The 26,132-nt window shown below is 71.0% G+C and carries 24 protein-coding genes and 1 pseudogene; 6 read left to right on the top strand and 19 right to left on the bottom strand.

Going from position 1 to position 26,132, the window contains the following annotated elements; translation table 11 throughout:
• The 3 genes from ACZ7M2_RS26355 (at position 1) to ACZ7M2_RS26345 (ending at position 2,898) form a co-directional block, all read left to right on the top strand.
• The gene (locus ACZ7M2_RS26355) at positions 1–957 is read left to right on the top strand and encodes a fumarylacetoacetate hydrolase family protein (protein ID WP_471597332.1); all 957 of its coding nucleotides are present in this window, start codon (positions 1–3) and stop codon (positions 955–957) included.
• A gap of 153 nt (positions 958–1,110) precedes the next feature.
• A complete protein-coding gene (locus tag ACZ7M2_RS26350) occupies positions 1,111–2,091 on the top strand; it encodes a LysR family transcriptional regulator (protein ID WP_471597331.1) in 981 nt (326 codons plus the stop codon).
• A 36-nt stretch (positions 2,092–2,127) separates the two neighbouring features.
• Positions 2,128–2,898, top strand: a complete 771-nt coding sequence (locus tag ACZ7M2_RS26345) for an SDR family NAD(P)-dependent oxidoreductase (protein ID WP_471597330.1) — start codon at positions 2,128–2,130, stop codon at positions 2,896–2,898.
• Positions 2,899–2,933: 35 nt separating this feature from the next.
• On the opposite strand, the gene ACZ7M2_RS26340 is transcribed toward ACZ7M2_RS26345, so the two are convergent.
• The 7 genes from ACZ7M2_RS26340 to ACZ7M2_RS26310 form a co-directional block, all read right to left on the bottom strand.
• A complete protein-coding gene (locus ACZ7M2_RS26340; RefSeq protein ID WP_471597477.1) occupies positions 2,934–4,184 on the bottom strand; it encodes an RNA polymerase sigma factor in 1,251 nt (416 codons plus the stop codon).
• A gap of 5 nt (positions 4,185–4,189) precedes the next feature.
• Positions 4,190–4,531: a YciI family protein gene (locus tag ACZ7M2_RS26335; protein ID WP_471597329.1), complete on the bottom strand. Its 342-nt coding sequence runs from the start codon at positions 4,529–4,531 to the stop codon at positions 4,190–4,192.
• Complete coding sequence (locus tag ACZ7M2_RS26330) at positions 4,528–5,265, bottom strand: nuclear transport factor 2 family protein (RefSeq protein ID WP_471597328.1); 738 nt, start codon at positions 5,263–5,265, stop codon at positions 4,528–4,530. Before ACZ7M2_RS26330 ends, ACZ7M2_RS26335 begins: the two co-directional genes overlap by 4 nt.
• A 122-nt stretch (positions 5,266–5,387) precedes the next feature.
• Positions 5,388–6,932, bottom strand: a complete 1,545-nt coding sequence (locus tag ACZ7M2_RS26325; protein WP_352045438.1) for an MFS transporter — start codon at positions 6,930–6,932, stop codon at positions 5,388–5,390.
• An 11-nt stretch (positions 6,933–6,943) separates the two neighbouring features.
• Positions 6,944–7,357 carry a VOC family protein gene (locus ACZ7M2_RS26320; protein WP_471597327.1) on the bottom strand — a complete coding sequence of 138 codons (414 nt, stop codon included), beginning with the start codon at positions 7,355–7,357 and terminating at the stop codon, positions 6,944–6,946.
• Positions 7,358–7,363: 6 nt separating this feature from the next.
• Positions 7,364–8,143 carry an SDR family NAD(P)-dependent oxidoreductase gene (locus ACZ7M2_RS26315; RefSeq protein WP_471597326.1) on the bottom strand — a complete coding sequence of 260 codons (780 nt, stop codon included), beginning with the start codon at positions 8,141–8,143 and terminating at the stop codon, positions 7,364–7,366.
• A 141-nt stretch (positions 8,144–8,284) separates the two neighbouring features.
• Entirely contained in the window at positions 8,285–9,544 is a 1,260-nt protein-coding gene (locus tag ACZ7M2_RS26310; RefSeq protein ID WP_471597325.1) for a cytochrome P450 family protein, read from the bottom strand.
• Positions 9,545–9,703: 159 nt separating this feature from the next.
• Here ACZ7M2_RS26310 and ACZ7M2_RS26305 point away from each other — a divergent pair, with 159 nt between their 5' ends.
• From ACZ7M2_RS26305 to ACZ7M2_RS26295, 3 genes and pseudogenes are all read left to right on the top strand, one after another.
• On the top strand, positions 9,704–10,534 hold the full coding sequence (locus tag ACZ7M2_RS26305) for a class I SAM-dependent methyltransferase (protein ID WP_471597324.1): 831 nt from the start codon (positions 9,704–9,706) through the stop codon (positions 10,532–10,534).
• A 286-nt stretch (positions 10,535–10,820) separates the two neighbouring features.
• Positions 10,821–11,963, top strand: a complete 1,143-nt coding sequence (gene rho / locus ACZ7M2_RS26300; RefSeq protein WP_471597323.1) for a transcription termination factor Rho — start codon at positions 10,821–10,823, stop codon at positions 11,961–11,963.
• A 124-nt stretch (positions 11,964–12,087) separates the two neighbouring features.
• Positions 12,088–12,921, top strand: a pseudogene (locus ACZ7M2_RS26295) (D-alanyl-D-alanine carboxypeptidase family protein); the annotation flags it as partial.
• Between the two features lie 59 nt (positions 12,922–12,980).
• Here ACZ7M2_RS26295 and ACZ7M2_RS26290 read toward each other — a convergent pair.
• From ACZ7M2_RS26290 to ACZ7M2_RS26235, 12 genes are all read right to left on the bottom strand, one after another.
• On the bottom strand, positions 12,981–14,366 hold the full coding sequence (locus tag ACZ7M2_RS26290) for a glycosyltransferase 87 family protein (protein WP_471597322.1): 1,386 nt from the start codon (positions 14,364–14,366) through the stop codon (positions 12,981–12,983).
• Positions 14,363–15,775, bottom strand: coding sequence for a polyprenol phosphomannose-dependent alpha 1,6 mannosyltransferase MptB (mptB, locus tag ACZ7M2_RS26285; protein WP_471597321.1), 1,413 nt, complete (start codon positions 15,773–15,775; stop codon positions 14,363–14,365). Before mptB ends, ACZ7M2_RS26290 begins: the two co-directional genes overlap by 4 nt.
• A gap of 140 nt (positions 15,776–15,915) precedes the next feature.
• Positions 15,916–16,863, bottom strand: coding sequence for a glutaminase (locus tag ACZ7M2_RS26280; RefSeq protein ID WP_471597476.1), 948 nt, complete (start codon positions 16,861–16,863; stop codon positions 15,916–15,918).
• Between the two features lie 32 nt (positions 16,864–16,895).
• Positions 16,896–18,314, bottom strand: coding sequence for an aspartate ammonia-lyase (gene aspA / locus ACZ7M2_RS26275; protein WP_471597320.1), 1,419 nt, complete (start codon positions 18,312–18,314; stop codon positions 16,896–16,898).
• Positions 18,315–18,498: 184 nt separating this feature from the next.
• Positions 18,499–19,506 (bottom strand): asparaginase, encoded by a 1,008-nt coding sequence (locus tag ACZ7M2_RS26270; RefSeq protein WP_471597475.1) that lies wholly within the window; start codon positions 19,504–19,506, stop codon positions 18,499–18,501.
• 8 nt (positions 19,507–19,514) lie between these two features.
• A complete protein-coding gene (locus tag ACZ7M2_RS26265; RefSeq protein ID WP_471597319.1) occupies positions 19,515–20,963 on the bottom strand; it encodes an amino acid permease in 1,449 nt (482 codons plus the stop codon).
• Entirely contained in the window at positions 20,960–21,637 is a 678-nt protein-coding gene (locus tag ACZ7M2_RS26260) for a FadR/GntR family transcriptional regulator (RefSeq protein ID WP_471597474.1), read from the bottom strand. The genes ACZ7M2_RS26265 and ACZ7M2_RS26260 overlap by 4 nt, the downstream gene beginning before the upstream one ends.
• Positions 21,638–21,807: 170 nt before the next feature.
• On the bottom strand, positions 21,808–22,644 hold the full coding sequence (locus tag ACZ7M2_RS26255) for an undecaprenyl-diphosphate phosphatase (RefSeq protein WP_352045448.1): 837 nt from the start codon (positions 22,642–22,644) through the stop codon (positions 21,808–21,810).
• Positions 22,645–22,753: 109 nt separating this feature from the next.
• A complete protein-coding gene (gene crcB / locus ACZ7M2_RS26250) occupies positions 22,754–23,128 on the bottom strand; it encodes a fluoride efflux transporter CrcB (protein WP_266632624.1) in 375 nt (124 codons plus the stop codon).
• A gap of 79 nt (positions 23,129–23,207) precedes the next feature.
• Positions 23,208–23,684: a fluoride efflux transporter CrcB gene (gene crcB, locus ACZ7M2_RS26245; protein ID WP_471597318.1), complete on the bottom strand. Its 477-nt coding sequence runs from the start codon at positions 23,682–23,684 to the stop codon at positions 23,208–23,210.
• 200 nt (positions 23,685–23,884) lie between these two features.
• On the bottom strand, positions 23,885–24,169 hold the full coding sequence (locus ACZ7M2_RS26240; RefSeq protein WP_095858282.1) for a helix-turn-helix domain-containing protein: 285 nt from the start codon (positions 24,167–24,169) through the stop codon (positions 23,885–23,887).
• A 179-nt stretch (positions 24,170–24,348) separates the two neighbouring features.
• Positions 24,349–25,911, bottom strand: coding sequence for a glycosyl hydrolase 53 family protein (locus tag ACZ7M2_RS26235; protein WP_471597317.1), 1,563 nt, complete (start codon positions 25,909–25,911; stop codon positions 24,349–24,351).
• Positions 25,912–26,132 lie beyond the last annotated feature (221 nt).

The following is a 26,132-nucleotide window of genomic DNA, read 5'->3' as shown; positions in this document are numbered from 1 at the left end:
ATGCGGTTCACGACATACGCGCACGAGGGCGTGGAGCGCGCCGGGGTCGTGCGGGACGGGATCATCCATCCGCTGCCGCCGGGCACGACCGTCCTGTCGCTCGTGGAGCAGGAGGCGCTGCATGCCGCGGGCAGCGAAGCACTCCGCGCCGAGAGTGACTTGACGGTGGATCAGGTACGGCTGCTTCCGCCGCTGAAGCCGCCGTCCATCCGGGACTTCGTCGGTTTCGAGGCGCACATCGAGGGGGTCGCCAAGTCGCTGGACGGTCTGGAGCAAGTGCCCGAGGAGTGGTACCGGGCGCCGAACTTCTACTTCACCAACCCGCACGCGGCCTACGGCGCGCACGACGACGTTCCGGTACCTGCGGGCTGCTCGGTGCTCGACTTCGAGCTGGAGGTGGGCGCGGTCGTCGGCCGCGCGGGCCGGGACCTCACGCCCGGGCGGGCCCGCGAACACATCGTCGGCTATCTCGTCTTCAACGACTGGTCGGCGCGCGATCTGCAGAAACCTGAGAAGAACCTCGGTCTCGGCTTCTCCAAGGGCAAGGACTTCGCGAACACCCTCGGCCCGTATCTGGTCACGGCCGACGAGGTGGCGGGCCGGCGCGACCCGGACGGCTTCCTCGACCTGGAGATGACGGTCACCCTCAACGGCGAGCTGATCGGCCGCGACACCCTCGCCAACGTCTCCTGGACCTTCGAGGAGATGGTCGCCTACGCCACCCGTGACACCTGGGTGCGCCCCGGCGACATCCTCGGCTCGGGCACCTGCGGCTGGGGGGCGCTCGCGGAGTTCTGGGGACGCGTCGGGGAACGTACGCCGCCGCCCCTGAAGCCCGGCGACGAGGTGACGCTCACCGTGGAGCGCCTCGGCAGCGTCTCCAACCGGATCGTCCCCGGGCGCACGGACGTATATCTGCCGCGGGCTCGGAAGCGCGGCCGGACGCCCCGGCCGTAACCTTCCACACCCCTTTCGACCTGCACACATCCAGGGATCCGATGGCAGCCATCGGATCCCTGTGAGTTGCCTCCGGACCCTTCCTCGGCGGGAACCCGGTCGTTACGCTCCCGTTTCACCGAGCTTCAACGACGCGGCCGGAAGGAGACACACATGGGTCTCGGAGCGATCGACCTGAATCTCCTGGTGGCGCTGGAAGCCCTCCTGGAGGAGAAGAACGTCACCCACGCGGGGGTGCGGCTGTCCACCAGCCAGTCCGCGATGAGCGGCTCGCTGGCCCGGCTGCGGCGTCACTTCAACGACGAGCTGCTGGTGCGGGTGGGCCGCGAGTACGAGCTGACGCCGCTCGCGGAGCGCCTGCTGCCGGTCGTCCAGGCCTCCCTGCACAAGGCCGAGGAGGCGCTCTCGCTGACCCGGCACTTCGAGCCCGCACGCAGCCGGCAGCGCTTCTCGGTGGTGATGTCGGACTATGTGATGACGGTGTTCGTGGAGCCGCTGCTGCGGGCCATCGCGCAGGAGGCGCCGGGCATCCGCATCGACTTCCACCCCATCGTGGACGGGCAGTTGGAGACGGAGACCCATCTGCGCTGCCACGACCTGATGATCGTGCCGCTCGGGTACCAGCTGCCGGGCGTCAGCGAGACCGTGATGCACGACCGGTTCGTGTGTCTCGTCGACCCCGACAACCCGCGGCTGGTGGACGGGCGGCTCGCCCTGCGCGACCTGGCGGAGATGCCGCACGCCGCGTGCGGCATCGGCAAACTCACACCGGCCGACCGCCAGCTGGAGACCCTCGGTATCACGCCCAGGGTGCAGGTCAGTACGCCCGGCTTCAACGTGCTGCCGTTCCTGGTGAGCGGCACCGACCTGGTCGCCCTGGTGCCCGAGCGGCTCGCCCGGCGCTACGAGGGCTTCGCCCGCTGTGCCGTCGTACCGACGCCGTTTCCGGACGTGCCGCTCGTGGAGGCCATGTACTGGCACCACAACCGGCACGCGGATCCCGCGCACCGGTGGCTGCGGGAGAAGGTCCGCAAGGTGGGCGCGTCACTGGACGATCCCGCGCCCGCGGAGATCGTCGACGTGGATGCCAGCCATGGCGAACGCGCGTTTCCGGAGTTGGCCCCGGCTTCCTAGCGTGGGGAGCGAACCCCCGCCCTCTTGGAGGAAGCCGTGAGCCGTACGCGCCTGGCCGGTCGTACCGTCGTCGTCACCGGAGCCGCACAGGGCCAGGGAGCCGTGGAGGTGGCCGCGGCGGCCCACGAGGGGGCCTCGGTGGTCGCCACGGACGTCCTCGACGAGCCCGGCGAGAAGCTCGCCGCCGCCCTGCGCGCCGACGGCCTCGACGTGCGCTACCACCACCTGGACGTGTCGTCCCCGGACGACTGGGCGGCCCTGGCGGCCTCCCTCGATGCCGTGCACGGGCTCGTCAACAACGCCGGGATCCCCATGCGGGCCCGCCTCGGCGCGGTCGAACTCGCCGACTGGAACCGGGCGTTCGCGGTGAACACCACCGGCCCGATGCTCGGCGTCCAGGCCCTCGCCCCGCTGATGCCCCCCGGGTCCTCGATCGTGAACGTCGGCTCGGTGGCCGGTCTCACCGCCCATCACGCGGTCGCTTACACGGCGAGCAAGTGGGCGCTGCGCGGCCTGTCGAAGGTGGCCGCGCTGGAACTGGCGCCGCGCGGAATCCGTACGAACGTGATCCACCCCGGCTATATCGAGACGCCCCTGATGGCGACGGCCAGCCCGGTCTTCACACGGGCGCACCTCTCGATGACTCCGCAGGGCCGCCCGGGCAGCTGCGAGGAGGTCGCTCCGCTGGTCGTGTATCTGCTCTCCGACGAGTCGTCCTACGTGAACGGCGCCGAGATCACCGTGGACGGAGGCTACTCCGCGCACGGCGGCGTGAAGGCGATCACGAACGCGCTCGACTCGGTGTGACCACCCGGCCCGGGGACGGTCGCCGCGAACGGGTCCTACGCCGAGCGGCACTCCGTGAGCCGCTTCTCCAGAAAGCGCCGCTCGGCGGCGTTCTCCACGAGCTCCAGCGCCCGGTCGTACGCCTCGGCCGCCTCCGCCGGGCGTCCCATGCGGCGCAGCAGATCCGCGCGGGTGGCGGGCAGCAGGTGGTAGCCGTCCAGCGCGCCCTCCCGCTCCAGCTCCGCGACGAGCGCCAGCCCCGCTTCCGGGCCCTGGGACATGCCCACCGCCACCGCACGGTTGAGCCGCACCACGGCGGAGGGCACGAAGCGCGCCAGTTCCCCGTACAGCGCGGCGACGTCGGCCCAGTCCGTGTCCCCGGCCGTCGCGGCGGTGGTGTGGCAGGCGGCGATGGCGGCCTGGATCTGGTAGGGCCCCGGGCGTCCGCGGCGCAGGGCGCTCTCCAGGAGGGCGGCGCCCTCGTCGACGGCGGCCTTGTCCCAGGCCGTACGGTCCTGGTCCTCCAGGGTCACCAGTTCGCCGGCCGTGTCCACCCGGGTGGCGCGCCGGGCGTCGTGCAGCAGCAGGAGGGCGAGCAGACCGACGACCTCGGGTTCGTCGGGCATCAGACGGGCCAGGACCCGGGCGAGCCGGATGGCCTCCGCGCAGAGGTTCGTACGCACCAGGTCGGCGCCGGACGTGGCGGCGTACCCCTCGTTGAAGAGCAGGTAGACCACGCCGAGGACGCCGGTGGTGCGTTCGGGCAGCAGATGCGCGGGCGGTACGCGGTAGGGGATGCCGGCATTGCGGATCTTCCGTTTGGCGCGCACCAGGCGCTGCGCCATGGTCGCCTCGGGCACCAGGAAGGCGTGGGCGATCTCGGGGGTGGTGAGCCCGGCGAGGGTGCGCAGGGTCAGTGCCACCCGGGCCTCGATGGGGAGCGCGGGGTGGCAGCAGGTGAAGATGAGGCGCAGGCGGTCGTCCCGGACGCCGCTGTCGTCGCGGTCGTACTCCGGGTCGCTGGGCCCCTCGTCCCGTGCCAGCACCGCCGCCTCCCGCAGTTTCTGAGCCCCCACCGCCTCGCGGCGCAGCACGTCCAGGGCCCGGTGGCGTGCGGTCGTGGTCAGCCAGGCGCCCGGGCGGCGGGGCACTCCGTCGCGCCGCCACCGGTCCAGGGCCTGGGCGAAGGCGTCCTGGGCGCACTCCTCGGCGAGGTCCCAGTCGCCGGTCACCCGGATCAGGGTGGCGACGACCTGGCCCCATTCCTCGCGGAAGGCGGCGGCGACCGCCGCCTCCACGTCGCCGATGTCGTTCACTCCCAGACCGGCCGCACCTCGACCGAGCCGCCGGCCAGCGCCGCCGGATGCCGGGACGCGAGCGCGATGGCCTCGTCGAGGTCGGCGACCTCGATGAGGTCGAAGCCGGCCACGTACTCCTTGGACTCCACGAACGGCCCGTCGCTGAGGAGGACTTCGTCGCCCTGGACCCGGACGGTGGTGGCGTCGGTGGAGGGCCGCAGCCGTGCGCCGCCCTTGACGATGTCGCGGCTGCGGACCTCGTCGATGTACGAGGTGAAGCGGGGGTCGTCGGCGATCTGCGCGGGGCTCAGCTCCTCGCCGCCGACGGCGGTGCAGATGAACAGGACGTACTTCATGACAGGCCCTCCGTGACGCTGGTGTCGAAGGGGATCGAGGTGTGCTGGTGAACGATCTGCCAGCGGTCGCCCGCGGCGCGGTAGCCGGTGGTCACCCGGGCGGTGGTGTCGAGCGGTTCACCGGCGGCGAGCGTGGCGCGGATCCGCACGAGCGCGTGGCTGAAGGCGACGCTCTCGTCGACCCGTACACGGAAGTCGGACACCTCGCGGTGCACGGGCCCGCTCAGCGTGGAGAACGACAGCTCCTCCGCCTTGCGCAGGGCCTCGACGCCACCCTGTTCCAGACCGCTCACGGGGTGGAACACCTCGACGTCGAGGGCGTAGCAGGCCATCGCCCGGTCGAGGTCCCGGTCCCGGCCCGCGGCGGTGAGTTCCGCGTCGAGCCGGCGGATCTCGGCCTCGGCGTCCTCGTCGTCCCAGAAGGCGCGCACCTCCATGGCGCCGACGGCGGCCACGGGGTGCTGCGCGGCCACCTCGACGGCCTCCTCCAGGCTGTCGCAGTCGAGGATGTCGTATCCGGCGACGTACTCCTTCGTCTCGGCGAACGGCCCGTCGGTGCGCAGCACCTCGCCGTCGCGCACCCGCACGGTGACCGCCTCGGCGGGGAGCCGGAGCCGGTGGCCGTGCAGCCGGACGCCGCTGCGGGCGCCGTGCTCCTCGACCCAGGGCTCGACGGGGGCCATGCCCGAGGCGTCGGCGGTGTCGTCGCCGCAAACCAGCAGCATGTACTTCATGGTTCCTCCCGGTGCTCATGAACTTCCTACACCCCACCGACGAACGGAAGCGCCCCGAATCGACACGCTGGGCACACGAAGAGGCCAGGACCCGGGTCCCGGCCTCTTCGTGAAGATCCGCGCTACGCGGTGGCCGTCCGCACCGGCGCCTCACCGCCGGCGCCGACCGCCGCTCGGGCGGTGTTCTTGCGCACCAGCAGCAGGGTGACCAGCGCGCCGAGCAGGGAGGCGCAGCCGCAGATCACCACGCCGAGGGCCATGCCGTGGCCGAGCGCGGTCCGCGCGGCGGCCCTCGCGCTGTCGCTGCCCGCGTTGACCACGGCGAGCGGGCCCGCGGCGGCCTCCATGCCGGCGTCCGCGCCGCCCAGCTTGCCCACCAGGGCGGAGGACGCGGCGCTCATCGCGATGGTGCTGATGACGGCCGGGCCGAGGCCCTGGCCGAACTCGCGGACCAGGCTGGTGGCGCCGCTGGCCATGCCGGTCATGTGGATGGGTACGGCGTTCACGGCGGCCGAGGTCAGTGAGGAGACGACGCAGATGAAGCCGATGCCGAGGAGCAGCACCGGGCCGATGAAGGCGGCGAGGGAGGTGGTGGTGATGGGCAGCGCGGCGATCCAGAACTGTCCCGCGGCCATCGGCAGCAGTCCGCCCATCAGGAGCCAGCGGGCGTCGACGCGGGTCAGCATCCTGCTGAGCACCGGTGCCAGGAGCAGCGGGATCAGCTGGAGGATCACGAACGGCATGCTGGCGCGCAGTGCGCTCAGATGCATCACGGCGCCGAGGCGGATGGAGACGCAGTACGCGGTGCCGATGAAGCCGAACATGCCGGCCAGGGCGACGACGGCCGCCGCGGCGAAGGACGGGATCCTCAGCAGGTCCAGGTTGAACATGGGCGAGGCGGCGCGGGTCTCGGCGACGACGAAGCCGACGAGGGCCACCGCCGCGAGGGCCAGCGAGCCGACGATGGCCGCGCTGCCCCAACCGCGGTCGCCGCCCTCGATGATGCCCCAGAGCAGGGCGGTGAGGCCGACGGCGATGGTGATCTGGCCCGGCCAGTCCAGGGCGCGGCCCTCGGGGGCCTTGGAGTCGGTGACCAGTTTCCAGCAGGCGACCGCAACCGCGAGGCCGAGGACGACGGGTGGCACGAACGCCCAGCGGAAGTCGGCGACCGTGGCGAGCACCCCGGAGGACAGCGGTCCCACCGCGGAGGCGAGGGAGATGCTGAGCGCCCAGGTGGAGACCGCCTTGGCACGGTCCTTCCCGTCCGGGGTGGCGGCCGCGATGACCGCGAGGGAACTGGGGAAGAGCGCCGCGGCGCCGATACCGGCCAGCGCCTGTCCGGTCCACATCATGGTGATGTTCTGGGAGGTGGCGTTGAGGAGTTCGCCGAGCGCCAGGACGAGGCCGCCGAGCACCAGCAGGCGCTTGCGGCCGAAGAGGTCTCCGACCACACCGAAATTCAGTTCAAGAATGGCGGTGGGGAGAATGAAGGCGGACGTGACCCAGGCGACCTGGGAACCGGACGCCCCGAAGGCGGCCTGGATTTCCCCATTGATGGGGGACGGAACGGTAATGCACAGTTGCGCGGCGGCGACTGCGAGACAGCAGGCTATGAGTGTTCCGAGGTCCAGTTTCTTCAAAGAGGTCGTGGAGATCGAATCCGTCATCGTGCGTGCCCTCACTCTGCGTTTTTCTCTATGAGTTCGATGAGATTTCCCTCGGGGTCGGTGACCCAGGCCATGCGAATACCGGGTTCGGGGGAAGGACCCGGTTTCATGGCCTCGCCCGCTCCGTGCGCCACCAAGGCCGCGTAGACGGGGTCGAGTTCCGGGGTGGTGACCGCGAAGTGCCCGTATCCCTCGGTGAGGGCGGCGGTCAGCGGGTCCGGGGCCCGCAGCCCCGGCGCGGATCCGGGCCTGGCGAGGAGTTCGATCCGCCAGCCGTGCGGATGTTCCAGGACGACGGCGCTCAGACCGGATCCTTCGAGGGTGAACGCGAAGACGGTCCTGAGTCCGAACGCCCCCTGGTACCAGCTGGTCTGGGCGGGCAGATCGCGTACGTTGAGGCCCACGTGGTCGAGCCGGACGGTCACCGGCGCTCAGCCGGCCATCGCGCTGTCGCCGCCGTCGACCATCAGGTTGGCGCCGTTGACGAACGCCGCCTCGTCGGAGCAGAGGAAGGCGGCGGCGCGCGCGATGTCCTCGGGCTCCCCCACCCGGCCCACCGGGATCCGCGCCTCCAGCTGTGCCTTCGGTCCGTCGGGGTCGTCGAGGAAAGGCGCGGTCGCGGAGGTGCGGGTCATGCCGGGGGCGATGGTGTTGACCCGGATGTGGTGCGGGGCGCCGGCCGCGCACAGGTGCTTGCTCATTGCCAGCACCCCGCCCTTGGCGGCGCCGTGCGGGACCATCGGCATGAAGGGGGCGCCCCGGACGGCGGCCACCGAGGCGACGTTGAGGACGGCTCCGCCGCCACGGGCGATCAGGTGCGGCCAGGCGGCCTGCGTACAGAAGTAGGGGATGTCGAGCTCGTTCTTGATGGTGAAGTACCAGTCCTCGGCCGGCATGGTCGCGAACGGCCCGTTCCGCAGTGCGGATGCGTTGTTGTAGAGGATGTCGATCCCGCCGAGGGCCTCGATCCCCGCGTCGATCCACTCATGGGCGCCCGCCTCGGTGGAGAGGTCCACCGGGGCGAGGGACCGCATGACACCGCCGGCCTTCTCGACGAGTTCCATGGTTTCCGCGGCGGCGTCGGCATCGAGGTCGCAGCCGAATACGGTGGCGCCTTCCGCGGCGAATACCTGGGCCGCGGCCCGCCCTATTCCGGCCCCCGTTCCGCTGATGAAAGCGATTTTTCCGGCCAGTCGACCCATGATTGCCATGTCCCTTGTCCAGTGCCGCCGGTGTGCGGTGCTGGCAGCGTAGGGACGGCCATTGCCCAGAACAAGAAAAGGGTCGGCGCAGGGGCATCGCGGTGTCGTATGGCTGGTATGCGGCGCGGTGTCGTACGGCGGTATGCGCGGTCAGCCGTGGGAGGTGCCGAGCCGTACCGGAAGTGCCCGCACGCTGTTGCCGACGAAACTGGAGGGCCGGGAAAGTTCCGCCTCCTTCACGGCGAGGTCGAGGTCGGGGAAGCGGGTGAACAGCCGCTCCAGGGCGATGGTCGCCTCCATGCGCGCCAGCGGGGCACCGAGGCAGTAGTGGGCGCCGTGGCCGAGGGAGAGGTGCCGGGTGGCGCCGGGCCTGCCGGGCCGGGTGACGTCGAAGCGGTCGGCGTCCGGGCCGTGCACGGACGGGTCGCGCCCCGCCGCCGAGTAACCGGCCAGCACGGGCGTCCCCTTGGGGATCACCGTGCCGTCGACGGTCAGGTCCCGCACCGGATAGCGGAAGGGGAAGTAGCTGACGGGCGCGTCCCAGCGCAGGGTCTCCTCGACCACGTCCGCCCAGCCCGCCCCGCCCTCGCCCTTCATGACCAGCTCCAACTGGTCGCGATGACCACAGAGCGCCCGTACGGCGTTGGTGAGGAGGTTGAGCGTGGTCTCGTGCCCCGCGATGATCATCAGTACCAGGGTGCCGATCAGCTCCTCCTGGCTGAGCCGGTCGCCCCCTTCGTCCCGGGCGGCGATCAGCGCGCTGGTGAGGTCGTCGCCCGGCCGCTCGCCCCGCGCGAGGGCCACGGCGGCGAGCACGGCGACGAGTTCACGGTTGGCCGCCAGGGCCTTCTCGGGGCCGATGTCGGTGGCGACCACCTGGCTCGACAGGTGGTGCAGCCGGTCGCGGTGCTCCTCGTCCACTCCGAGCAGTTCCCCGATGACCCCCATGGGCAGCGGCATCGCGAAGTGCCGCCGCAGATCGGCGACTCCGCCGTCCCGCTCGGCCGCGGCCCGGAGGCCGTCGAGCAGACTGTCCGTCAACTCCTCGATTCGGGGCTGCAGTTCCTCGACCCGGCGCGTGGTGAACGCCTTGCTCACGAGCGACCGCAGCCGCCGGTGGTCCTCGCCGTCCGCGGTCGTCATCCCGCGCACGGTCGCGAAGGTCGCGAGCGGCCACCCCGGCGCTATCCGTCCCTCCCGCAGCTCGGTGAAGTGCTCGGCGCCCTTGGCGACTTCGGGATGCGCGAGGAACTCCTTCAACGCCTCGTGCCCGAGCACCGCCACACCCTCCACCTCGCCGGGCAGCACCACCGCCGCGACGGCGCCGCGCTCGAGCAGCCGCGCGTTGTCGGCGTGCGGGCAGCCACCGGCCGGGTCCATGCGGTGCGGCGTGCCGGGAGAGGTGTCCACCGGAGGTCTCCTTGCGGGGGTTGGAAGTCGGGCGCGGGCGCCGCGAGCCGGTACGACGAAGGATTCTGCCCGCTCGGCCCCGTGGCCGACAGCGATGACGTACGCGCCGATCCGCGGTTCTTCCCCCGGATCCGCCGCCGTCCACGGTTGGATGGTTCCATGACCGACGAGCACGAGCGGATGATGCGGGCCAACCAGGCCAACTGGGACGCGCGGACGCCCGTCCACCTCGCCAGCCGGTTCTACGGGCTGGGCGAGAAGCTCGACCCGGCGCGCTGGTTCGCCGCCTTCGAGTGGGAGGACCTCGGGGACCTGGCCGGCCTCGACGTACTGCATCTCCAGTGCCACCTCGGCACCGAGACGATCGCCTTCGCCGAGCGCGGCGCGCGGGCCGTCGGCCTGGACATCTCCGAGGCGTCCGTGACGGCCGCGGCCGGCATCGCGGCGCGGGCGGGCGCCGATGTGACGTACGTACGGGCCAATGTGTACGACGCCGTCGAATCCCTGGACGGGCGGCGGTTCGACGTGATCTACACCGGCAAGGGCGCCCTGTGCTACCTGCCCGACCTGGACCGCTGGGCCGCCGTCATCGCTCAACTGCTGTGCCCGGGAGGGAGGTTGTACATCGCCGAGTTCCATCCGCTGCTCAACGCGCTGGGCCCCAAGCCCGCCGAGGGCGAGGGCACCGAACTGCTGCTGCGCCACGACTACCTGGGCGGCCGGGACGCCGTGCACCGGAACGCGACCTACACGTACACCGACGGACCGGCCGTCGAGGGCGCGACCGACAGTTACGAGTGGATGCACGGAATGGACGAGGTCGTCAACGCGTTGACCACAGCGGGACTCGTCATCCGCCGGCTCCGGGAGAGCGACGAGCTTCCCTGGCCGCGCTGGCCGCAGATGGTCCGTACGCCGTCCGGCTGGTGGCGCCTGCCGAAGGGGGAGCCGCGCATTCCGCTGCTGTACGGCCTCCTGGCGAGCCGTTGAGAGTCGGATCACAGCCGCTCCGCCGCAAGCCGTGCTAGTATCCGATCAGCACTTGTGTACGCCCCGTCTCGGGCGCCGGTGCTGAATCTCCTTCTTTCGCTGACACGCTCCCTCGCTTTTCCGATGGGGCGACCAGCTTCTTCGCATCACCTTCCGAGCGCGGTCAGCCGTTGCTCCTTCAGGTGATCTTCCCCGCCGCACCGAGGCGTGAGCACGCCGCCTCCCCCCGGCACACCCCTCCCTTCCTCATGACCTCATGAATCCGTCCTCGAAAGGACCACCTCTCATGACCACCACACTCGAACACTCTCCCGTACAGAAGCAGCTCCCGGCCCACGCCGCCGGTGTCCTCGACATCGCGCACAACGGGCAGGGGTACCTGCGCGCCGCCGAGAGCTGCCTGCCCACGCCGACCGACGTCCAGGTCTCCGCCGCCCTGATCCGCCGTCACGGCCTGCGCAAGGGCGACACCGTCGAAGGCGTACGGGGCGGACCCCGCGCCCTCGCCGAGGTCGAGCGGATCAACGGCCGCACCCCACAAGAGCTGCGCCGCCGCCCGCACTTCCACGACCTCACCCCGCTGCACCCGCGCGACCGGATCCGCCTGGAGCACCCGGCGAGCGGCATGGCCGGACGCGTCGTCGACCTCGTCTCCCCCGTCGGCAAGGGCCAGCGCGGTCTGATCGTCGCCCCGCCCAAGACCGGCAAGACGGTGCTGCTCCAGCAGCTCGCGGCCGCCGTCGCGGGCAACCACCCCGAATGCCATCTGCTCGTGCTGCTCCTCGACGAGCGGCCCGAAGAGGTCACCGACATGCGGCGCTCCGTCCGCGGCGAGGTCTACGCCTCGACCTTCGACAAGACGCCGAAGCAGCACATCGCTCTGGCCGAGCTCGTCGTCGAGCGCGCCAAGCGGCTCGTCGAACAGGGCGAGGACGTCGTCATCCTGATGGACTCGCTCACCCGGCTGTGCCGCGCGCACAACAACGCGGCCGCCTCCGGTGGCCGCACTCTCAGCGGCGGTGTCGACGCCGCCGCGGTGCACGGCCCCAAGCGGTTCTTCGGCGCCGCGCGCCTCGCCGAGGAGGGCGGCTCTCTCACCATCCTCGCCACCGCCCTGGTGGAGACCGGCTCCCGCGCCGACGACTACTTCTTCGAGGAACTCAAGAGCACCGGCAACATGGAGCTCCGCCTCGACCGGACCCTCGCCTCACGGCGTGTGTTCCCGGCCGTGGACATCACCCCTTCCGGCACCCGTCGCGAGGAACTGCTTCTGCCCGGGGCCGAGTTGACCGCCGTACGCGGCCTGCGACGCGCCCTGCAGACCCGGGACGCCCAGGCCGCCCTCGAAACCCTCCTGGAGCGGCTGCGCGCCACGCCGGACAACGCGACCTTCCTGCGTCAGGTCCAGCCGACCCTGCCCACCGCCTGATCCCACCCCGAATCCACCGCGCCGGACCTCCCGGACCTCTCCCGCGTGTGGCATCCGGGTACTGCATTCCCTCGCTCGGGCCTGGCACCCCGGCGCACGGCGACTCCGTTCCTACGTTTGCGGTATGACAATCGGATTCCCATCCCGGATGGTCGTCTCCTTGACCGCCTTCTCCTGCTCCGCCCTCTGTGTGGCCGGAGCACTGGCCCTCGCGCCGAGTCCGGCCTTCGCCCGCCCCGGTACGGGCGTGCCGAGACCCGTGGCCTCCCAGACGCCCTACCTCCAGCGGGCCGGGACGCAGGTACGCACACGGTCCGACGCCCCCGCGCTGCCTGACGTCTCGGCGCTGTCGTGGGTGGTGGCCGACTCAGGCACCGGCGAGGTGCTCGCCGCGCACGACGCGCACCTCAAGCTGCCGCCCGCCAGCACCCTCAAGACCCTCTTCGCGCTGACCGTGCTCCCGGTGCTGCCCGCCGGCATCCAGCACACCGTCAAGGAGGAGGAACTGGAGGGCATCGGCGACGGCAGCAGCCTGGTGGGCGTGGCCGCGGAGCACACCTACCGCGTGTCCGACCTGTGGCGCGGCGTCTTCCTCAACTCCGGCAACGACGCCGTGCACGTACTGGCCGCGATGTACGGCGGCTGGCACCGGACGGCGGTCCGGATGCAGGCCAAGGCCCGCTCGCTGGGCGCCCTCGACACCCATGTCGAGTCGCCCGACGGCTACGACACCCCCGGCCAGGTCTCCTCGGCGTACGACCTCGCGGTCTTCGGACGGGCCGGCCTGCGCAACCCGGAGTTCGCACGCTACTGCTCCACCGCCGAGGCCAGTTTCCCCGGCGACGGCTACCCGTACCGGATCCAGAACACCAACCGGCTGCTGACCGGCGCCGACGGGGTGGCGCGCTACCCGGGCCTGATCGGCGTCAAGAACGGCTACACCACCAACGCGGGCAACACACTCGTCGCCGCCGCGCACCGGGGCGGACGCACCCTCCTCGTCACCGTGATGAATCCTCAGGCCGGCGGCGGCACCACGGTGTACGAGGAGGCCCGCTCGCTGCTCGACTGGGGCTTCGCGGCCGCCGGGCACGTCGAACCCGTCGGATCGCTCCCCGACAGCCGGTCCGTCCCTGCGGCGGGCGCCTCCCCCGTACAGGCGAGGACCGGGTCCGCGGACGGCCCCGACGGCGGCTGGCCGGAGGCGGCCGGAATCCTGGGCGCCGCGGGTCTGGGCGCGGGCGGAGTGGCCCTCGCTCTGCGTCTCAAGGGCGTGCGGGCCACCCGCGACTGACCCACTGGCAGCCACAGCAGCAGCCCCAGCGTGATCCACGTGTACGTGTTGCTGCCGAGGAATCCGTCGATGCCGGAGGAGTCGTCGAACCAGAGCCACACCACGCTGCTGCACAGCACCGCGTACAGGGCCGCCGCGACCCGCGCACGGTGCCGCTGCAGCAGTACGGCGAAGGACGGCAGCAGCCAGACGAGGTGGTGCACCCAGGTGATCGGGCTGAGGAGGCAGGCGGCGAGCCCGGTGAGGGCGAACGCGGCCGTCCAGTCCTCGTCGGCCAGCGCCCACGAGGTCCGCCACGCCCACACGCACAGGAACACCAGGGCGGTCGCCGCCCACACGGCCCGACTCGGTTCGCCCGGTGCGGCGAGCCGGGCCAGGACGCCCTGCAGCGACTGGTTGGAGACATAGGCGAGACGTCCGATGCGATTGGTGTCCCACAGTGCCTCGGACCAGTAGAAACGCGAGGCGTCCGGCGCCACCCAGGCCGCGAGACCGGTGGCCGCCGCGGCGACGGCCGTCGCGACCCCGGCGGCGCGCCAGCGGCGGCCGAGCAGCAGCAGACCGATGAAGAGCGCGGGGGTGAGCTTGATCGCGGCGGCCAGCCCGATGCCGACGCCCGCCCGGCGTCCCCGGCCGGTGGACAGCAGCCAGGCGTCGCTCAGGACGAGGGCCAGCAGCAGGAGGTTGACCTGCCCGAAGCTGAAGGTGTCGCGGACCGGTTCGAGCAGGGTCAGCAGACAGGCCGCGAGGGCGTAGCCGTACCAGCCGTAGCGGCGCAGCGCGGGCCCGACCAGGATCCACACCACGGCCGCCAGCGCCGCGAGATTGAGCACCACGGAGACGGCGATCGCCGTGCGCAGCCCGATCAGCGCCATCGGCAGCATCGTCACGGCCGCGAACGGCGGATAGGTGAATCCGTACGTGGTTCCCGGCACCCAGTAGTCGTAGATCCGGCCGCCGTGATGGACCCAGGCGTCGACGGTGCCGTAGTAGACGCGCAGATCGAACCAGTCGCGCAGCAGCGGCACGGTCGCGGTGAACACGCCCACCGCGACGGCGAGAGAGAGCAGGCCGAGCAGCCGTCGGCCGTCGGTGTCCAGATGTCTCATGCCGTCCGCCCCAGCACCGGCGGCTGCGCCGACTCCTCGGCCCAGGCGGCCTGACGGGCCTGCCAGAGCACGACGAGGGCGAGCGCGCCGCCGGAGACGGCCAGCACCACCTGATCCATGTCCGGTGGTCCGCCGCTGGGCAGTACGGCGAGCGCGAGTATCGCACTGGCCGCCGCGACCCGGTGGCGCACCGAACCGTTGGGTGCGGCGGCGGCGATGAGGAACAGGCCCCACAGGGCGTACCAGGGCCGGATCGCGGGACCGAACACGGCGACCGCGCCCAGGCTCAGGCCCAGCGCGTAGATGGGGCCCGGTCGCAGGCGCAGCCATATGAACAGGACGACCAGGACGGTCACCACCAGTCCGGTCGCGTGCCAGACGGGCATCGCCAGCGGGGCGAGACCGCTGCCGAGGTCCTTCAGCAGCGCGCCCGTGGCACGGCCCAGGACGCTGGTGGGCGACCAGTTGTGCGGGGAGACGGGGGTCTTCAGGGCCGCTATCCAGCCGTACCCCGTGCCCGCCACGGCGGTCACCGCGGCCGTGGTGGCGAGCGCGACCCCGGTCGTGGTCACAACCGTGCGCACGACTCCGCGCCGCCCGCGCAGCGCCACCACCGCCAGCAGGCCGAGCACGGCCGGCGCCTTGACCAGTGCGGCGAGGGTGATGAGGACGACGCCCAGCAGGTGCCATCGGCCGCGTGCGGCGACCAGACCGACGCCGAGCAGTCCCAGCATGATGGCGTCGTTGTGCGCACCGGCCACCAGGTGCAGCAGCACGAGCGGGTTGAGCGCGCCGAGCCACAGCGCGGCGGCCGGATCGGCACCGCTGTGCCGGGCGAGGCGGGGCAGCGCCGCCGCCATCAGGCCCACGCCGAGCAGCGCGACCAGGCGCATGCCGAGCAGCCCGGCCGGTATCTCCCCACGGGTGAGGCCGGACAGCGCGGAGGCGACGGCGAGGAAGACCGGGCCGTACGGCGTCGCGGTCTGCTGCCACACCGGTGCCACCTCGTCGGCGAGCGGTCCGCCGAGCTGCGCGGGCCCGTTGGCGTACACGTCGATGTGCGCGTCGACCATGGCGCCCTGCGCGAGATAGCTGTACACGTCCCTGCTGAACAGCGGCGGCGCGAGAAGCAGCGGCGCCGCCCACGCGGCGAGCACCAGGAGCAGTGCGCGCGGCGTCGGCGGCTGCGGACCGCGTACGACCTTGCCGAGCAGCACCCACGCGGCGATCAGCAGGACGACACCGAAGTAGACCCCGACCACGCCGAGTACGGCACGCGCGGAGCCGGGGTCGAGGAAGTCCCGCGTGGGCAGGGCGCCGGCCGTCTCACCGCCGAGCGCGAGGAAGGCGGTACCGATCAGGCCCAGGGCCTGACAGCGGTGGAGATCGAGGGGAGCCTTGGCCAACACTTGGCAAGCGTGTCAAGGGCGGGTGGCCGGAAAGCGACGGGGCGCCCTCCGGACGGGGGATGTGGCGTTACCTCCATGTGGCGCGATGCCGGGTGCGGGCTTTGTTGTGGCTGGTAGACAAGTCCCGCCCCGATGACGGCTCAGAAGACCGACACTCCGGTCAGTGTCGTGAAGCGGTCCAGGGCGGCCACGCCCGCCACCGAGTTGCCCCGCTCGTCCAGACCGGGGCTCCAGACGCACAGGGTGCAGCGGCCGGGGACCACCGCGATGATGCCGCCGCCGACGCCGCTCTTGCCCGGGAGGCCGACGCGGTAGGCGAAGTCGCCCGCCGCGTCGTACGTGCCGCAGGTCAGCATGACCGCGTTGACCTGCTTGGCCTGGCTCCGGGTGAGCAGCCGGGAGCCGTCGGCGCGCAGGCCGTGCCGGGCCAGGAAGCTCGTGGCGAGGGCGAGGTCGGCGCAGGACGCCTCGATCGAGCACTGGCGGAAGTACTGCTCGAGGAGCACCGGTACCGGGTTGTCGATGTTGCCGTACGAGGCCATGAAGTGGGCGAGAGCCGCGTTGCGGTCGCCACGGGTGGCCTCGGAGGCGGCCACCTCCTTGTCGAAGGTGAGCTCGGCGTTGCCGCTCTCCGCACGGAGGAAGGCCAGCAGGGTGCCGGCCGCGTCGCCGGTACGGGTCTGGAGCCGGTCGGTGACGACGAGGGCGCCCGCGTTGATGAACGGATTGCGCGGGATGCCGTTCTCGTACTCCAGCTGCACCAGCGAGTTGAAGGGGTTGCCGGAGGGCTCGCGGCCGACGTGTTCCCACAGTTCGTCGCCCTCACGGGCCAGGTCGAGGGCGAGGGTGAAGACCTTGGTGATGGACTGCGTGGAGAACGGCTGCCGCCAGTCCCCCACGCCGTACACCGTGCCGTCGAGCTCGGCCACGGCCATGCCGAAGCGCCGGGGGTCGCAGGCGGCCAGCGCCGGAATGTAGTCGGCGGGCCGGCCGCGGCCGGGTGTCTGCCCGATCTCGGTGGCGATGCGCTCCAGGACCGGCTGGAAGGTCGGGGACGACGGATACGAAGACACAGCCATGATCACCATTGTGCCGCCGGACCGGTCCTGATGCGCATCGGTCACACCGCCTGCGGGGTGTCGCTGCCCGCGATCACCTCGGGCCGCAGCAGCGCCGCCAGCCGCTCGGCGGGCAACAGGCCCTTCTCCAGGACGAGTTCGGCGACGCCGCGTCCGGTGGCGAGGGCCTCCTTGGCGATGTCGGTGGCGGCCGTGTACCCGATGTGCGGGTTCAGGGCGGTCACCAGGCCGATGGAGTTCTCGACCGCGGCGCGCAGGACCTCCGTGTTGGCGGTGATCCCGGTGACGCAGCGCTCGGCGAGGGTCAGGCACGCGGTGCGCAGGTGGGTGATGCTCTCGGACAGGGAGTGCAGGATGATCGGCTCGAAGGCGTTGAGCTGGAGCTGCCCCGCTTCCGCGGCCATGGTGATGGTGACGTCGTTGCCGATGACCTCGAAGGCGACCTGGTTGACGACCTCGGGGATCACGGGGTTGACCTTGCCGGGCATGATGCTCGAACCGGCCTGCACCGGCGGCAGGTTGATCTCGTTGAGTCCCGCGCGCGGCCCGGAGGACAGCAGCCGCAGGTCGTTGCAGCTCTTCGACAGCTTCACGGCGATCCGCTTCAGCACGCCGGACATCTGGACGAAGGCGCCGCAGTCCTGCGTGGCCTCGACCAGGTTCGCGGCGGTGACCAGGGGCAGCCCGGTGATCGCGGCGAGGTGGCGGCGGGCGGATTCCGTGTATCCGGCGGGGGCGTTGAGGCCGGTGCCGATGGCCGTGGCGCCGAGGTTGATCTCGTGGATCAGCTCGACGGCCTCGGCGAGCCTGCTGCGGTCCTCGTCGAGCATCACCGCGTACGCCGAGAACTCCTGCCCGAGGGTCATCGGCACCGCGTCCTGGAGCTGGGTACGCCCCATCTTCAGCACGTCACGGAACTCGAAGGCCTTGGCGGCGAAGGCGTCCTGGAGCACGGCCATCGCCTTGAGCAGCTCGCGCACCGCGAAGACGGTGGCGACCTTGACGGCGGTGGGGTAGACGTCGTTGGTCGACTGGCCGAGGTTGACGTCCTCGTTGGGGTGCAGGTACTGGTATTCGCCCTTGGCGCGGCCGAGGAGCTCCAACGCCCGGTTGGCGACGACCTCGTTGGCGTTCATGTTCGTCGAGGTGCCGGCGCCGCCCTGGATGACGTCGACGACGAACTGGTCGTGCAGCTTGCCGGCGCGGATCTCCCGGCAGGCCGCGACGATGGCCATCGCCTTCTCCGGTTCGAGCAGGCCGAGTTCCTCGTTGGCACGGGCGGCGGCCTCCTTGACGGCGGCCAGGGCCTCGATCAGATGCGGGTAGGCGGAGATCGACGTGCCCGTGATGGGGAAGTTCTCGGTGGCGCGCAGGGAGTGGATGCCCCAGTACGCCTCGGCCGGGACGTCACGGTCCCCGAGCAGATCGTGTTCACTGCGGTGCGCTACGGCGACGGTCATGACTGAGCGGTCCTCTTTCGGAGGGGTGAGGGTGAGATGGGTGAGGCGTAGGGGCGGGGCAGCGAGCGAGCCGCTGATCAGGACTGAGGCACATCGCCCCAAGGGGCGCGGGGAACTGCGCGACCAGCCACCGCGGCCCCGCACCCGCCGACGCAGTCCCACCCGCCCCTTGGTCGCGCGCCGCTCACTCCGGGAGCGGATCGAGCACCCGGGCCGGGCGAAGCCCGCCCACAACGGCACCGCCCCCGAGCAACGGCACGGAGCCGAACTCCGCGAGCAACGCCGGGGCGACCCCGGCGCGCGCGAGCGCCGCCGCGGCCACCGGCCCACGTGCCCGGTCCGCGCCGTCGGCGATCTTCACAGCGACGGCCCGGCCGTCCGGCAGCGCGGCCATCTGGACGCCTTCGAAGCCGTCCTTGGTGAGCAGCCCCGGCACGGCCCGCATCAGCGCCGCGACATCGCGGCCGGAGCCGGACGCCATCTCGGCGTGCTCGCGCATCGCGTCGGCGACCCGCGCCTCGGGGGTGTCGGCCGGTGCGGTGGTGATCCGGGCGGCGGCGCGGGCGAGCCCGTGCAGCGAGACGGAGAAGAGGGGCGCGCCGCAACCGTCGACGGTGACCTGGGCGATCGCCTGCCCGGTGAGGTCCTCGACGATCTCCGCGATGGCCTGTTGGAGAGGGTGGCCCGGGTCGAGGTAGTCATCGAGCGACCAGCCGTTGAGCCGGGCGGTCATCAGCATGGCGGCGTGCTTGCCGGAGCAGTTCTGTGCGAGTCGGGACGGCAGCCGCCCCTCGCGGATCCAGGCGTCCCGCACGACCGGGTCGTACGGCAGGTCGGGCACGTTGCGCAGGTCGTCCTCGGTGACTCCGGCCAGTTCCAGGATCCGCCGGGTCCCGGCCAGGTGCCGTTCCTCGCCGGAGTGACTGGCCGCGGCCAGCGAGAGCAGCTCGCCGTCCAGCGGCAGTCCCGCCCGCAGCATCGCCACCGCCTGGACGGGCTTGAGTGCCGAGCGCGGGTAGAACGCGGCCTCGATGTCCCCGATCTGGAGGTCGACGCCGCCGTCGGCGGCCAGTACGACCACCGAGCCGTAGTGGACGCCTTCGACGATTCCACCGCGGACGAGCTGGGCGACGGGGGCGTGCAGGGGTTCGCGGACCACCGGGGCGGCGGCGATCGCGGCGGCGTACGTCATGCTCGTGCTCACGCGTCCACTCCGTCACGGATGCCGGAGACCCGGCGGCGCACCCCGTACCACCCGGCAACGAGCGCCAGGGCGATCAGCGGCAGACACAGCACGGTGGTGCGCCCCGCTCCCCCGTCGGCGTACATCAGGACGAGGACGGAGACGAGGAAGCCGATCGTCACGATCTCGGTCCACGGCGAGCCGGGCAGGCGGTAGCTCGGCCTGGTCAGCTCACCGCGCTGGGTCTTCCGCCAGAACAGCACATGACAGAGCATGATCATGCCCCAGGTGGCGAGGATGCCGATGGCGGCGAAGTTCAGGACGATCTCGAAGGCGTCGGCGGGGACCACGAAGTTGAGGCCGACGCCGAGGACGCAGATCCCGCTGGTGAGCAGGATGCCGCCGTACGGGACCTGGCTGCGGCTCATCACGCCGGTGAACCTGGGAGCGGAGCCCGACATCGCCATGGAGCGCAGGATGCGGCCGGTGGAGTAGAGGCCGGAGTTGAGGGACGACATGGCCGCGGTGAGCACGACCAGGTTCATCACGCCGCCCGCCGCCGGGATGCCGATGTTCGACAGGACGGTCACGAAGGGGCTCTGGCCCGCGCTGTACTTGTTCCAGGGCAGCAGCATCGAGAGCAGGACGACCGAGCCGACGTAGAACAGGCCGACACGCCACATGATCGAGTTGATCGCCTTCGGCATGATCTTCTCGGGGTTCTCCGTCTCGCCCGCCGCGACACCGACCAGCTCGACGGAGGCGTAGGCGAAGACGACGCCCTGGATGATCAGGAGCATCGGCAGCAGGCCGTTGGGGAAGATTCCGCCGTTGTCGGTGATCAGGGACGGGCCGGGGGTGGTGCCGTCGACCGGGTGCTGGGTGACCAGCAGGAAGATGCCGATGAGCATGAAGACGACGAGCGCGCTCACCTTGATGATCGCGAACCAGAACTCCAGTTCGCCGAACATGCGTACGGATATCAGGTTCACCGCGAGGACGACGGCGAGCGCGACGAGCGCGATCACCCACTGCGGGATGTCGGAGAACATGCCCCAGTAGTGGGTGTAGACGGCCACGGCGGTGATGTCGGCGATACCGGTGGTGGCCCAGTTCAGGAAGTACATCCAGCCGGCGACGTACGCGCCCTTCTCCCCCAGGAACTCCCGGGCGTACGACACGAAGGCGCCGGAGGACGGCCGGTACAGGACGAGTTCGCCGAGCGCGCGCACGACGAGGAAGGCGAAGACGCCGCACACCGCGTACGCGACGAAGAGGGAGGGGCCGGCGTCGGCGAGCCGGCCGCCCGCGCCGAGGAAGAGGCCGGTGCCGATGGCACCGCCGATGGCGATCATGTTGACGTGCCGGGACTTCAGCGACTTGCTGTAACCCGCGTCGCCGGCGTCGACGTGCGCGGCCGGTTTGCCGGCCGATGTGGCCTCGTCTTTGAGGGACTGCTCGCTCACGCCTCGGGTCCGCCTTCCGTGGGGATGTCCGTACGCGCGGGGCGCACGATGTCGGTGAGGGTGGTCTCCACGCGGTCGAGGTGATGGGACATCGCCTCCACCGCGTCGTGTTCACTGCCGTCGATCAGCGCCTCGACGATCGCCCGGTGCTCACGGTTGGACTGTTCGCGCCGGCCGCCGAGCTCGTTGAGGAAGGCGGACTGGCGGGCCAGGGCGTCCCGGATCTCTTCGATCACCCTGCGGAAGACCGGGTTCTGGGAGGCCTCGGCGACCGCGATGTGGAAGACCGTGTCCATCGCGACCCACGCCGTGGTGTCGGTCTCCCGCTCCATCCGCTCCAGCAGATGGGCCAGGTGGTCGAGGTTCTCCGGGGTGCGGCGCGCCGCCGCGTATCCGGCGACCGGGATCTCGACGTGGCGGCGCACCTCGAGCAGGTCGCTGGCCGCGTAGTCGCCGAAGGTGGGGTCCTCGACCGTGTTGGCGACCACGAAGGTGCCCTTGCCCGTACGGGACACGGTCAGGCCCATCACCTGCAGGGCCCGCAGCGCCTCGCGGAGCACCGGCCGGCTGACTTCCAGGCGGCGGCACAGTTCGGCCTCGGAGGGGAGTTTGTCACCGATGGCGTATTCGCCGCGCTCGATGGCGCCGCGAAGGTGGGTGAGCACCGCTTCCATGGCGCTGACGCGCCGCGGTACCGATCCACCTGTCTGGCTGTCTGACAGGTTCACGGGGGTGATCCTGCGGGTGACACGAGGGGGCTGTCAAGGGCGGTGAAAAGAAACATTCAGGGGGTGCGAAGCCTGTAAACCGGCTTCGCACCCCCTGTGAGCTGCTGTTTCCGCGATCAGCCGGCGAGGTTCCCGCTCGCCAGCAGCCCGAACAGTGCCAGACCGATCACGATCCGGTAGATCACGAAGGCGTTGAAGGAGTGCTTGGCGACGAACTTCAGCAGCCAGGCGATCGACCCGTAGGCGACGACGAAGGAGACGATCGTGCCGACGGCGAGCGGCGCGGCGCCCACCCCCGTGCCCAGGGCGTCCTTCAGTTCGTACAGACCGGCGCCGGTCAGGGCGGGGATGCCGAGGAAGAACGAGAGCCGGGTGGCGGCGACCCGGTCCAGGTCCAGGATCAGCGCGGTCGACATGGTGGCGCCGGAGCGGGAGAAGCCCGGGAAGAGCAGCGCGAGGATCTGCGAACAACCGACCAGCATCGCGTCCTTGAAGGACGTGTCGTCCTCACCACGCTTGTGGCGCCCCATCTGGTCCGCCGCCCACATCACACCGCTGCCCACGATCAGCGAGCCCGCGACCACCCACAGGGAGGCGAGCGCCCCGTCGATGAGCGGCTTGGCGGCGAGGCCCACGATCACGATCGGGATGGTGGCGTAGATGACCCACCAGGCGAACTTGTAGTCGTGGTGCTGCCGCTCCTCGCGGTTGCGCAGCCCTCGTCCCCACGCGGAGACGATCCGCACGATGTCCTTGAAGAAGTACACCAGTACGGCGGCGATCGCGCCGACCTGGATGACCGCTGAGAACCCGACGACGGCCTTGTCGTCGACCGGGATGTTCATCAGCCCCTCGGTGATCTTGAGGTGGCCGGTGGAGGAGACGGGGAGGAACTCGGTCACTCCCTCGACGACTCCGAGGACGACGGCCTGACCGACGTTGATGACGCTCATAGGATCCAGTTCTAGGTCTGAGGGGTTGATGGTGAGAAGTATTGGTCGACAGTGCTGTAGGTCGACAGTGCTGTAGACAGTCTTACTATGCGCGAGTGCCGTCCGGTGCCTACGCCCACACCGCCTGGGCGAACGAGACACCCGCGAACGCCGCGCCGAGCCCGGCCGTCACGCTCACGAGCACGTTGGCCGCAGCGTAGAACCCCGCGCCGGTCTCGGTCAGCCGTAGTGTCTCGTACGAGAACGTCGAGTACGTGGTCAGCGCCCCGCACAGGCCGGTACCGAGGAACAGCTGAAGGTGGGAACCCGCGGCCCCTGCGGCGACCGCGCCGGTGAGCAGGCCGAGAATCAGGCAGCCGACGACGTTGACCGCGAAGGTGCCCCAGGGGAAGACGGTGTCATGCCTGGTCTGCACGGCACGGTCGGTCAGATAGCGCAGGGGCGCGCCGACCATTCCACCGACGATCACCAGCAGCCAGTTCACAACCGCCTCTTACCTTCCTTGCCCGTTTTGTCTGATTCGACGTCACGTCCCGCATGCCGGGCGCTGCCCGTCAGCCGTGTCATCGCCGCCTCCGTACCAGGGCGCGCCGGGTCGCGGTGACCGCGAGCCACACCGCCGTGAGCGCCGCGCACAGGGTCGCGGCGAGATAGGCGAGGCCGGTTCCGGAGTGGCCCGAGTCGACCAGTCTCCGGATGTCCACGGCGTATGTCGAAAAGGTGGTGAACCCTCCCAGCACACCGGTGCCGAAGAAGGGCCGCACGAGTCGGTGGGCCGCCCACACCTCCGTGATGACGACCATGAACACGCCGATCACCGCACAGCCGATGACGTTGACCCAGAACGTGGTCCAGGGGAAACCGCCCGTCTCCACGGGCCACAGCCGCGTGGCCCCGTACCTGGCGGTGGCGCCGATGGCTCCGCCGAGCGAGACCATCGCCACGACCGGGGCCTGGCCGTGCCAGGGGGACGCGGGGCGCGGGGTCGGGCGTGCGGCGGCAACGGGTTCGTCGACGCGCTCGGGATGCGGGACTGTCACGACGTACTTCTCCTACTCGCCGGGCCCGGGCCCCCGGGCACACCTCATCGCAAGTAGGGACCGTTGGCGGCATCAGCGCCGCGGTTCGGGTACGGCGGGCCCCACCGCCGCGCCGCGACACGTGATCGCGGCCGCTGAACAGGGTAACGCCGACGCCGACGCCCTCGCACACTCGACCGGGGCACGCGGCGCCCCGCCGCTTACCAGCCCTTCTCGAACAGGGAGCGGACCTCGGCGATGCGGTACTCGTCGCGGTGGTAGAGCGTGCGCCGCCCGATCCTTCTCGCGCGCAGGAGCCCGACCCCGACGAGGAGGTCGAGGTGGGTGCGGGCGACGGCGTGGCTCACGCCGAGCTTGGTGGCGAGGGCGGCCGCGTCGACGCCGTCGGCGAGAGAGCCGTGGCGCTCGGGCGGGAAGTGCGCGGCGGGGTCCCGCAGCCACTCCAGGATGTCCAGGCGTCGCCCGCCGACGGGAACCCTCAGCATCGCGTCCCCCTGCCCTTCGTGATGGTGGCGCTGTGTGGCCACTGTCCCGCAGCCCGGGGCGGCCCGCAGGGGACTTCCACGCCATCACGCGGCCCGGAAGTCCCCGGGACACCACAAGGGCCCGGCCGCCTCGGCGGCCGGGCCCTCATGTCATCGACGGTGACTGATCAGGTGGCTGATCAGCGGTGACCGAACTGCGACATGGCGGGCAGCGCCTTGTCGTCGAAGCCGAACAGCGCCTGGTTCTCCCAGCCATTGCCGGACGTGGCGTCGGCCGGGTCCCAGCCGTTGCCCGTGACGGCGGTCCAGGTGGCCTCCCAGTAGAAGACACCGAGGCCGCGGCCGTTCGGGACGGCCTCCACGACGTTCATCACGTCCCGCAGCCACGCGGACTGCCCGGCGGTGGTGGCCGGGTAGCCGGAGACGAGCTCACCGGTCGTGTCGATCTGGTTGACGAGCGAGTCGTCGCTGTCGAGACGGAAGGGGTAGGCCGTCTCGGCCAGGAACACCGGCTTGCCGTAGCGCGCGGCCGCGTCGTCCAGGGTCGTCTGGAAGTCGGAGAGCGGGCCGTGCCAGTAGCCGTAGTAGGACAGGCCGATGGCGTCGAACTTCACGCCGTTGGAGACCGCGTTGTCGAACCACCAGCGGGTGCCGGACAGGTCGCCGCCCTTGGCGAGGTGCAGCGCGACGGTCGTCGACGAGCTGACGGCCTTGACGGCGTCGTAGCCGGAGTTGAGGAGCCCGGCGAGCTGCGACCAGTTGTCGGTGGAACCCTCGGACCACAGCATGCCGCCGTTGATCTCGTTGCCGACCTGGACCATGTCGGCGGTGGTGCCCTGCGCCTTCAGCGCGTTGAGGACGTCGTACGTGTGGTTGTAGACGTCCGTCTTCAACTGGCTGTAGGAGTGGCCCGCCCAGGCGGCCGGCTTGGTCTGGGCGCCGGGGTCGGCCCAGGTGTCCGAGTAGTGGAAGTCGACCAGGAGCTTCATGCCCTGCGCCTTGATGCGCTTGGCCATCGCCAGGACGCGCGTCTTGTTGTTGTAGCCGTCGGCGGGGTTCACCCAGACCTTCAGGCGTGCGTAGTTCATACCGGCGGACTTGAGGATGGCGAGCGCGTCACCGGTGGTACCGGAGCTGGTCTTGTAGACGCCGCCGAGGGCCTCGCTCTTGGCGAGGGAGGAGATGTCGGAGCCCTTGACGGACAGCCCGGTGGCGCTGCCGGAGGTGAACGTCAGGTCGTCGACGTTGATCCAGTTGCCCGCGTTGGCATCGGAGTTGATGCTGATCGTGCACTGGTTGCTGGTCACCGCCACAGGGACGACGAGGTGTATCCATCCGCTGCTGGAGACCGGCAGGTCGGTGCGCTGCTCGGTGCCGCCGCAGTTCTTCAGAGCGAGGTAGGCGGAGTTCTGGCCGCCGCCCGAGCGCACCCAGGCGGTGAGCCGGTAGTTCCCGTTGGTCAGTCCGGAGAGGTACTGGTACGTCTCCACCTTGTAGGCGGCGGAGGAGTACTGCGAGAGGCGGTATCCACCGCTGTGGCCTCCGGCCTCCACGTAGGAGGCGCCGGTGTCGCCGTACTCCGACCAGCCGGCGGGCGTGGCCGTGCCGGCGCCGTCGGCCTCGAATCCGGCGTTGGTGAGGGTGCTCGCCGCCTGCGCCGCCTGCGCGGGCAGGCCGGTGAGGGCCAGCCCGGCCGCGAGCGGCAGCAGCAGGGTCCTGAGTGTGCGTCTGGGATGGAACATCTTCGTCCGTCGTCCCTTCGACGTGATGGGAATGGGGGTGCCCCCGGAGTGGCTCTGGGGGCGACCCCTCCGCCCGCGGCTCTCGTGGCACTCACGGGCGGAGGGGAGTTCGGCTCCGTCGCGGGGTCCTGCGCCCCGGCGGCGGTCGGGTGAAGCCTGGAGCCGTACGACGAGGACGGCGGTCGGCTCAGCCGTCGAGCCATACGGCCGGGAGACCGTTC

The sequence above is a fragment of the Streptomyces sp. NPDC111507 genome (assembly GCF_055638955.1).
This window is presented reverse-complemented; position numbering and strand designations above follow the sequence as displayed.

What these genes read in the sequence shown, in the direction of transcription:
- ACZ7M2_RS26260 (WP_471597474.1), bottom strand. Translation starts at nt 21,637, where the DNA reads ATGGAAGCGGTGCTCACCCACCTTCGCGGCGCCATCGAGCGCGGCGAA.
- ACZ7M2_RS26355 (WP_471597332.1), top strand. Translation starts at nt 1, where the DNA reads ATGCGGTTCACGACATACGCGCACGAGGGCGTGGAGCGCGCCGGGGTC.
- ACZ7M2_RS26350 (WP_471597331.1), top strand. Translation starts at nt 1,111, where the DNA reads ATGGGTCTCGGAGCGATCGACCTGAATCTCCTGGTGGCGCTGGAAGCC.
- ACZ7M2_RS26290 (WP_471597322.1), bottom strand. Translation starts at nt 14,366, where the DNA reads ATGAGACATCTGGACACCGACGGCCGACGGCTGCTCGGCCTGCTCTCT.
- ACZ7M2_RS26270 (WP_471597475.1), bottom strand. Translation starts at nt 19,506, where the DNA reads ATGACGTACGCCGCCGCGATCGCCGCCGCCCCGGTGGTCCGCGAACCC.
- aspA (WP_471597320.1), bottom strand. Translation starts at nt 18,314, where the DNA reads ATGACCGTCGCCGTAGCGCACCGCAGTGAACACGATCTGCTCGGGGAC.
- ACZ7M2_RS26315 (WP_471597326.1), bottom strand. Translation starts at nt 8,143, where the DNA reads ATGGCAATCATGGGTCGACTGGCCGGAAAAATCGCTTTCATCAGCGGA.
- ACZ7M2_RS26330 (WP_471597328.1), bottom strand. Translation starts at nt 5,265, where the DNA reads ATGAAGTACATGCTGCTGGTTTGCGGCGACGACACCGCCGACGCCTCG.
- rho (WP_471597323.1), top strand. Translation starts at nt 10,821, where the DNA reads ATGACCACCACACTCGAACACTCTCCCGTACAGAAGCAGCTCCCGGCC.
- ACZ7M2_RS26305 (WP_471597324.1), top strand. Translation starts at nt 9,704, where the DNA reads ATGACCGACGAGCACGAGCGGATGATGCGGGCCAACCAGGCCAACTGG.
- ACZ7M2_RS26235 (WP_471597317.1), bottom strand. Translation starts at nt 25,911, where the DNA reads ATGTTCCATCCCAGACGCACACTCAGGACCCTGCTGCTGCCGCTCGCG.
- ACZ7M2_RS26240 (WP_095858282.1), bottom strand. Translation starts at nt 24,169, where the DNA reads ATGCTGAGGGTTCCCGTCGGCGGGCGACGCCTGGACATCCTGGAGTGG.
- ACZ7M2_RS26325 (WP_352045438.1), bottom strand. Translation starts at nt 6,932, where the DNA reads ATGACGGATTCGATCTCCACGACCTCTTTGAAGAAACTGGACCTCGGA.
- ACZ7M2_RS26280 (WP_471597476.1), bottom strand. Translation starts at nt 16,863, where the DNA reads ATGGTGATCATGGCTGTGTCTTCGTATCCGTCGTCCCCGACCTTCCAG.
- ACZ7M2_RS26255 (WP_352045448.1), bottom strand. Translation starts at nt 22,644, where the DNA reads ATGAGCGTCATCAACGTCGGTCAGGCCGTCGTCCTCGGAGTCGTCGAG.
- ACZ7M2_RS26335 (WP_471597329.1), bottom strand. Translation starts at nt 4,531, where the DNA reads ATGAAGTACGTCCTGTTCATCTGCACCGCCGTCGGCGGCGAGGAGCTG.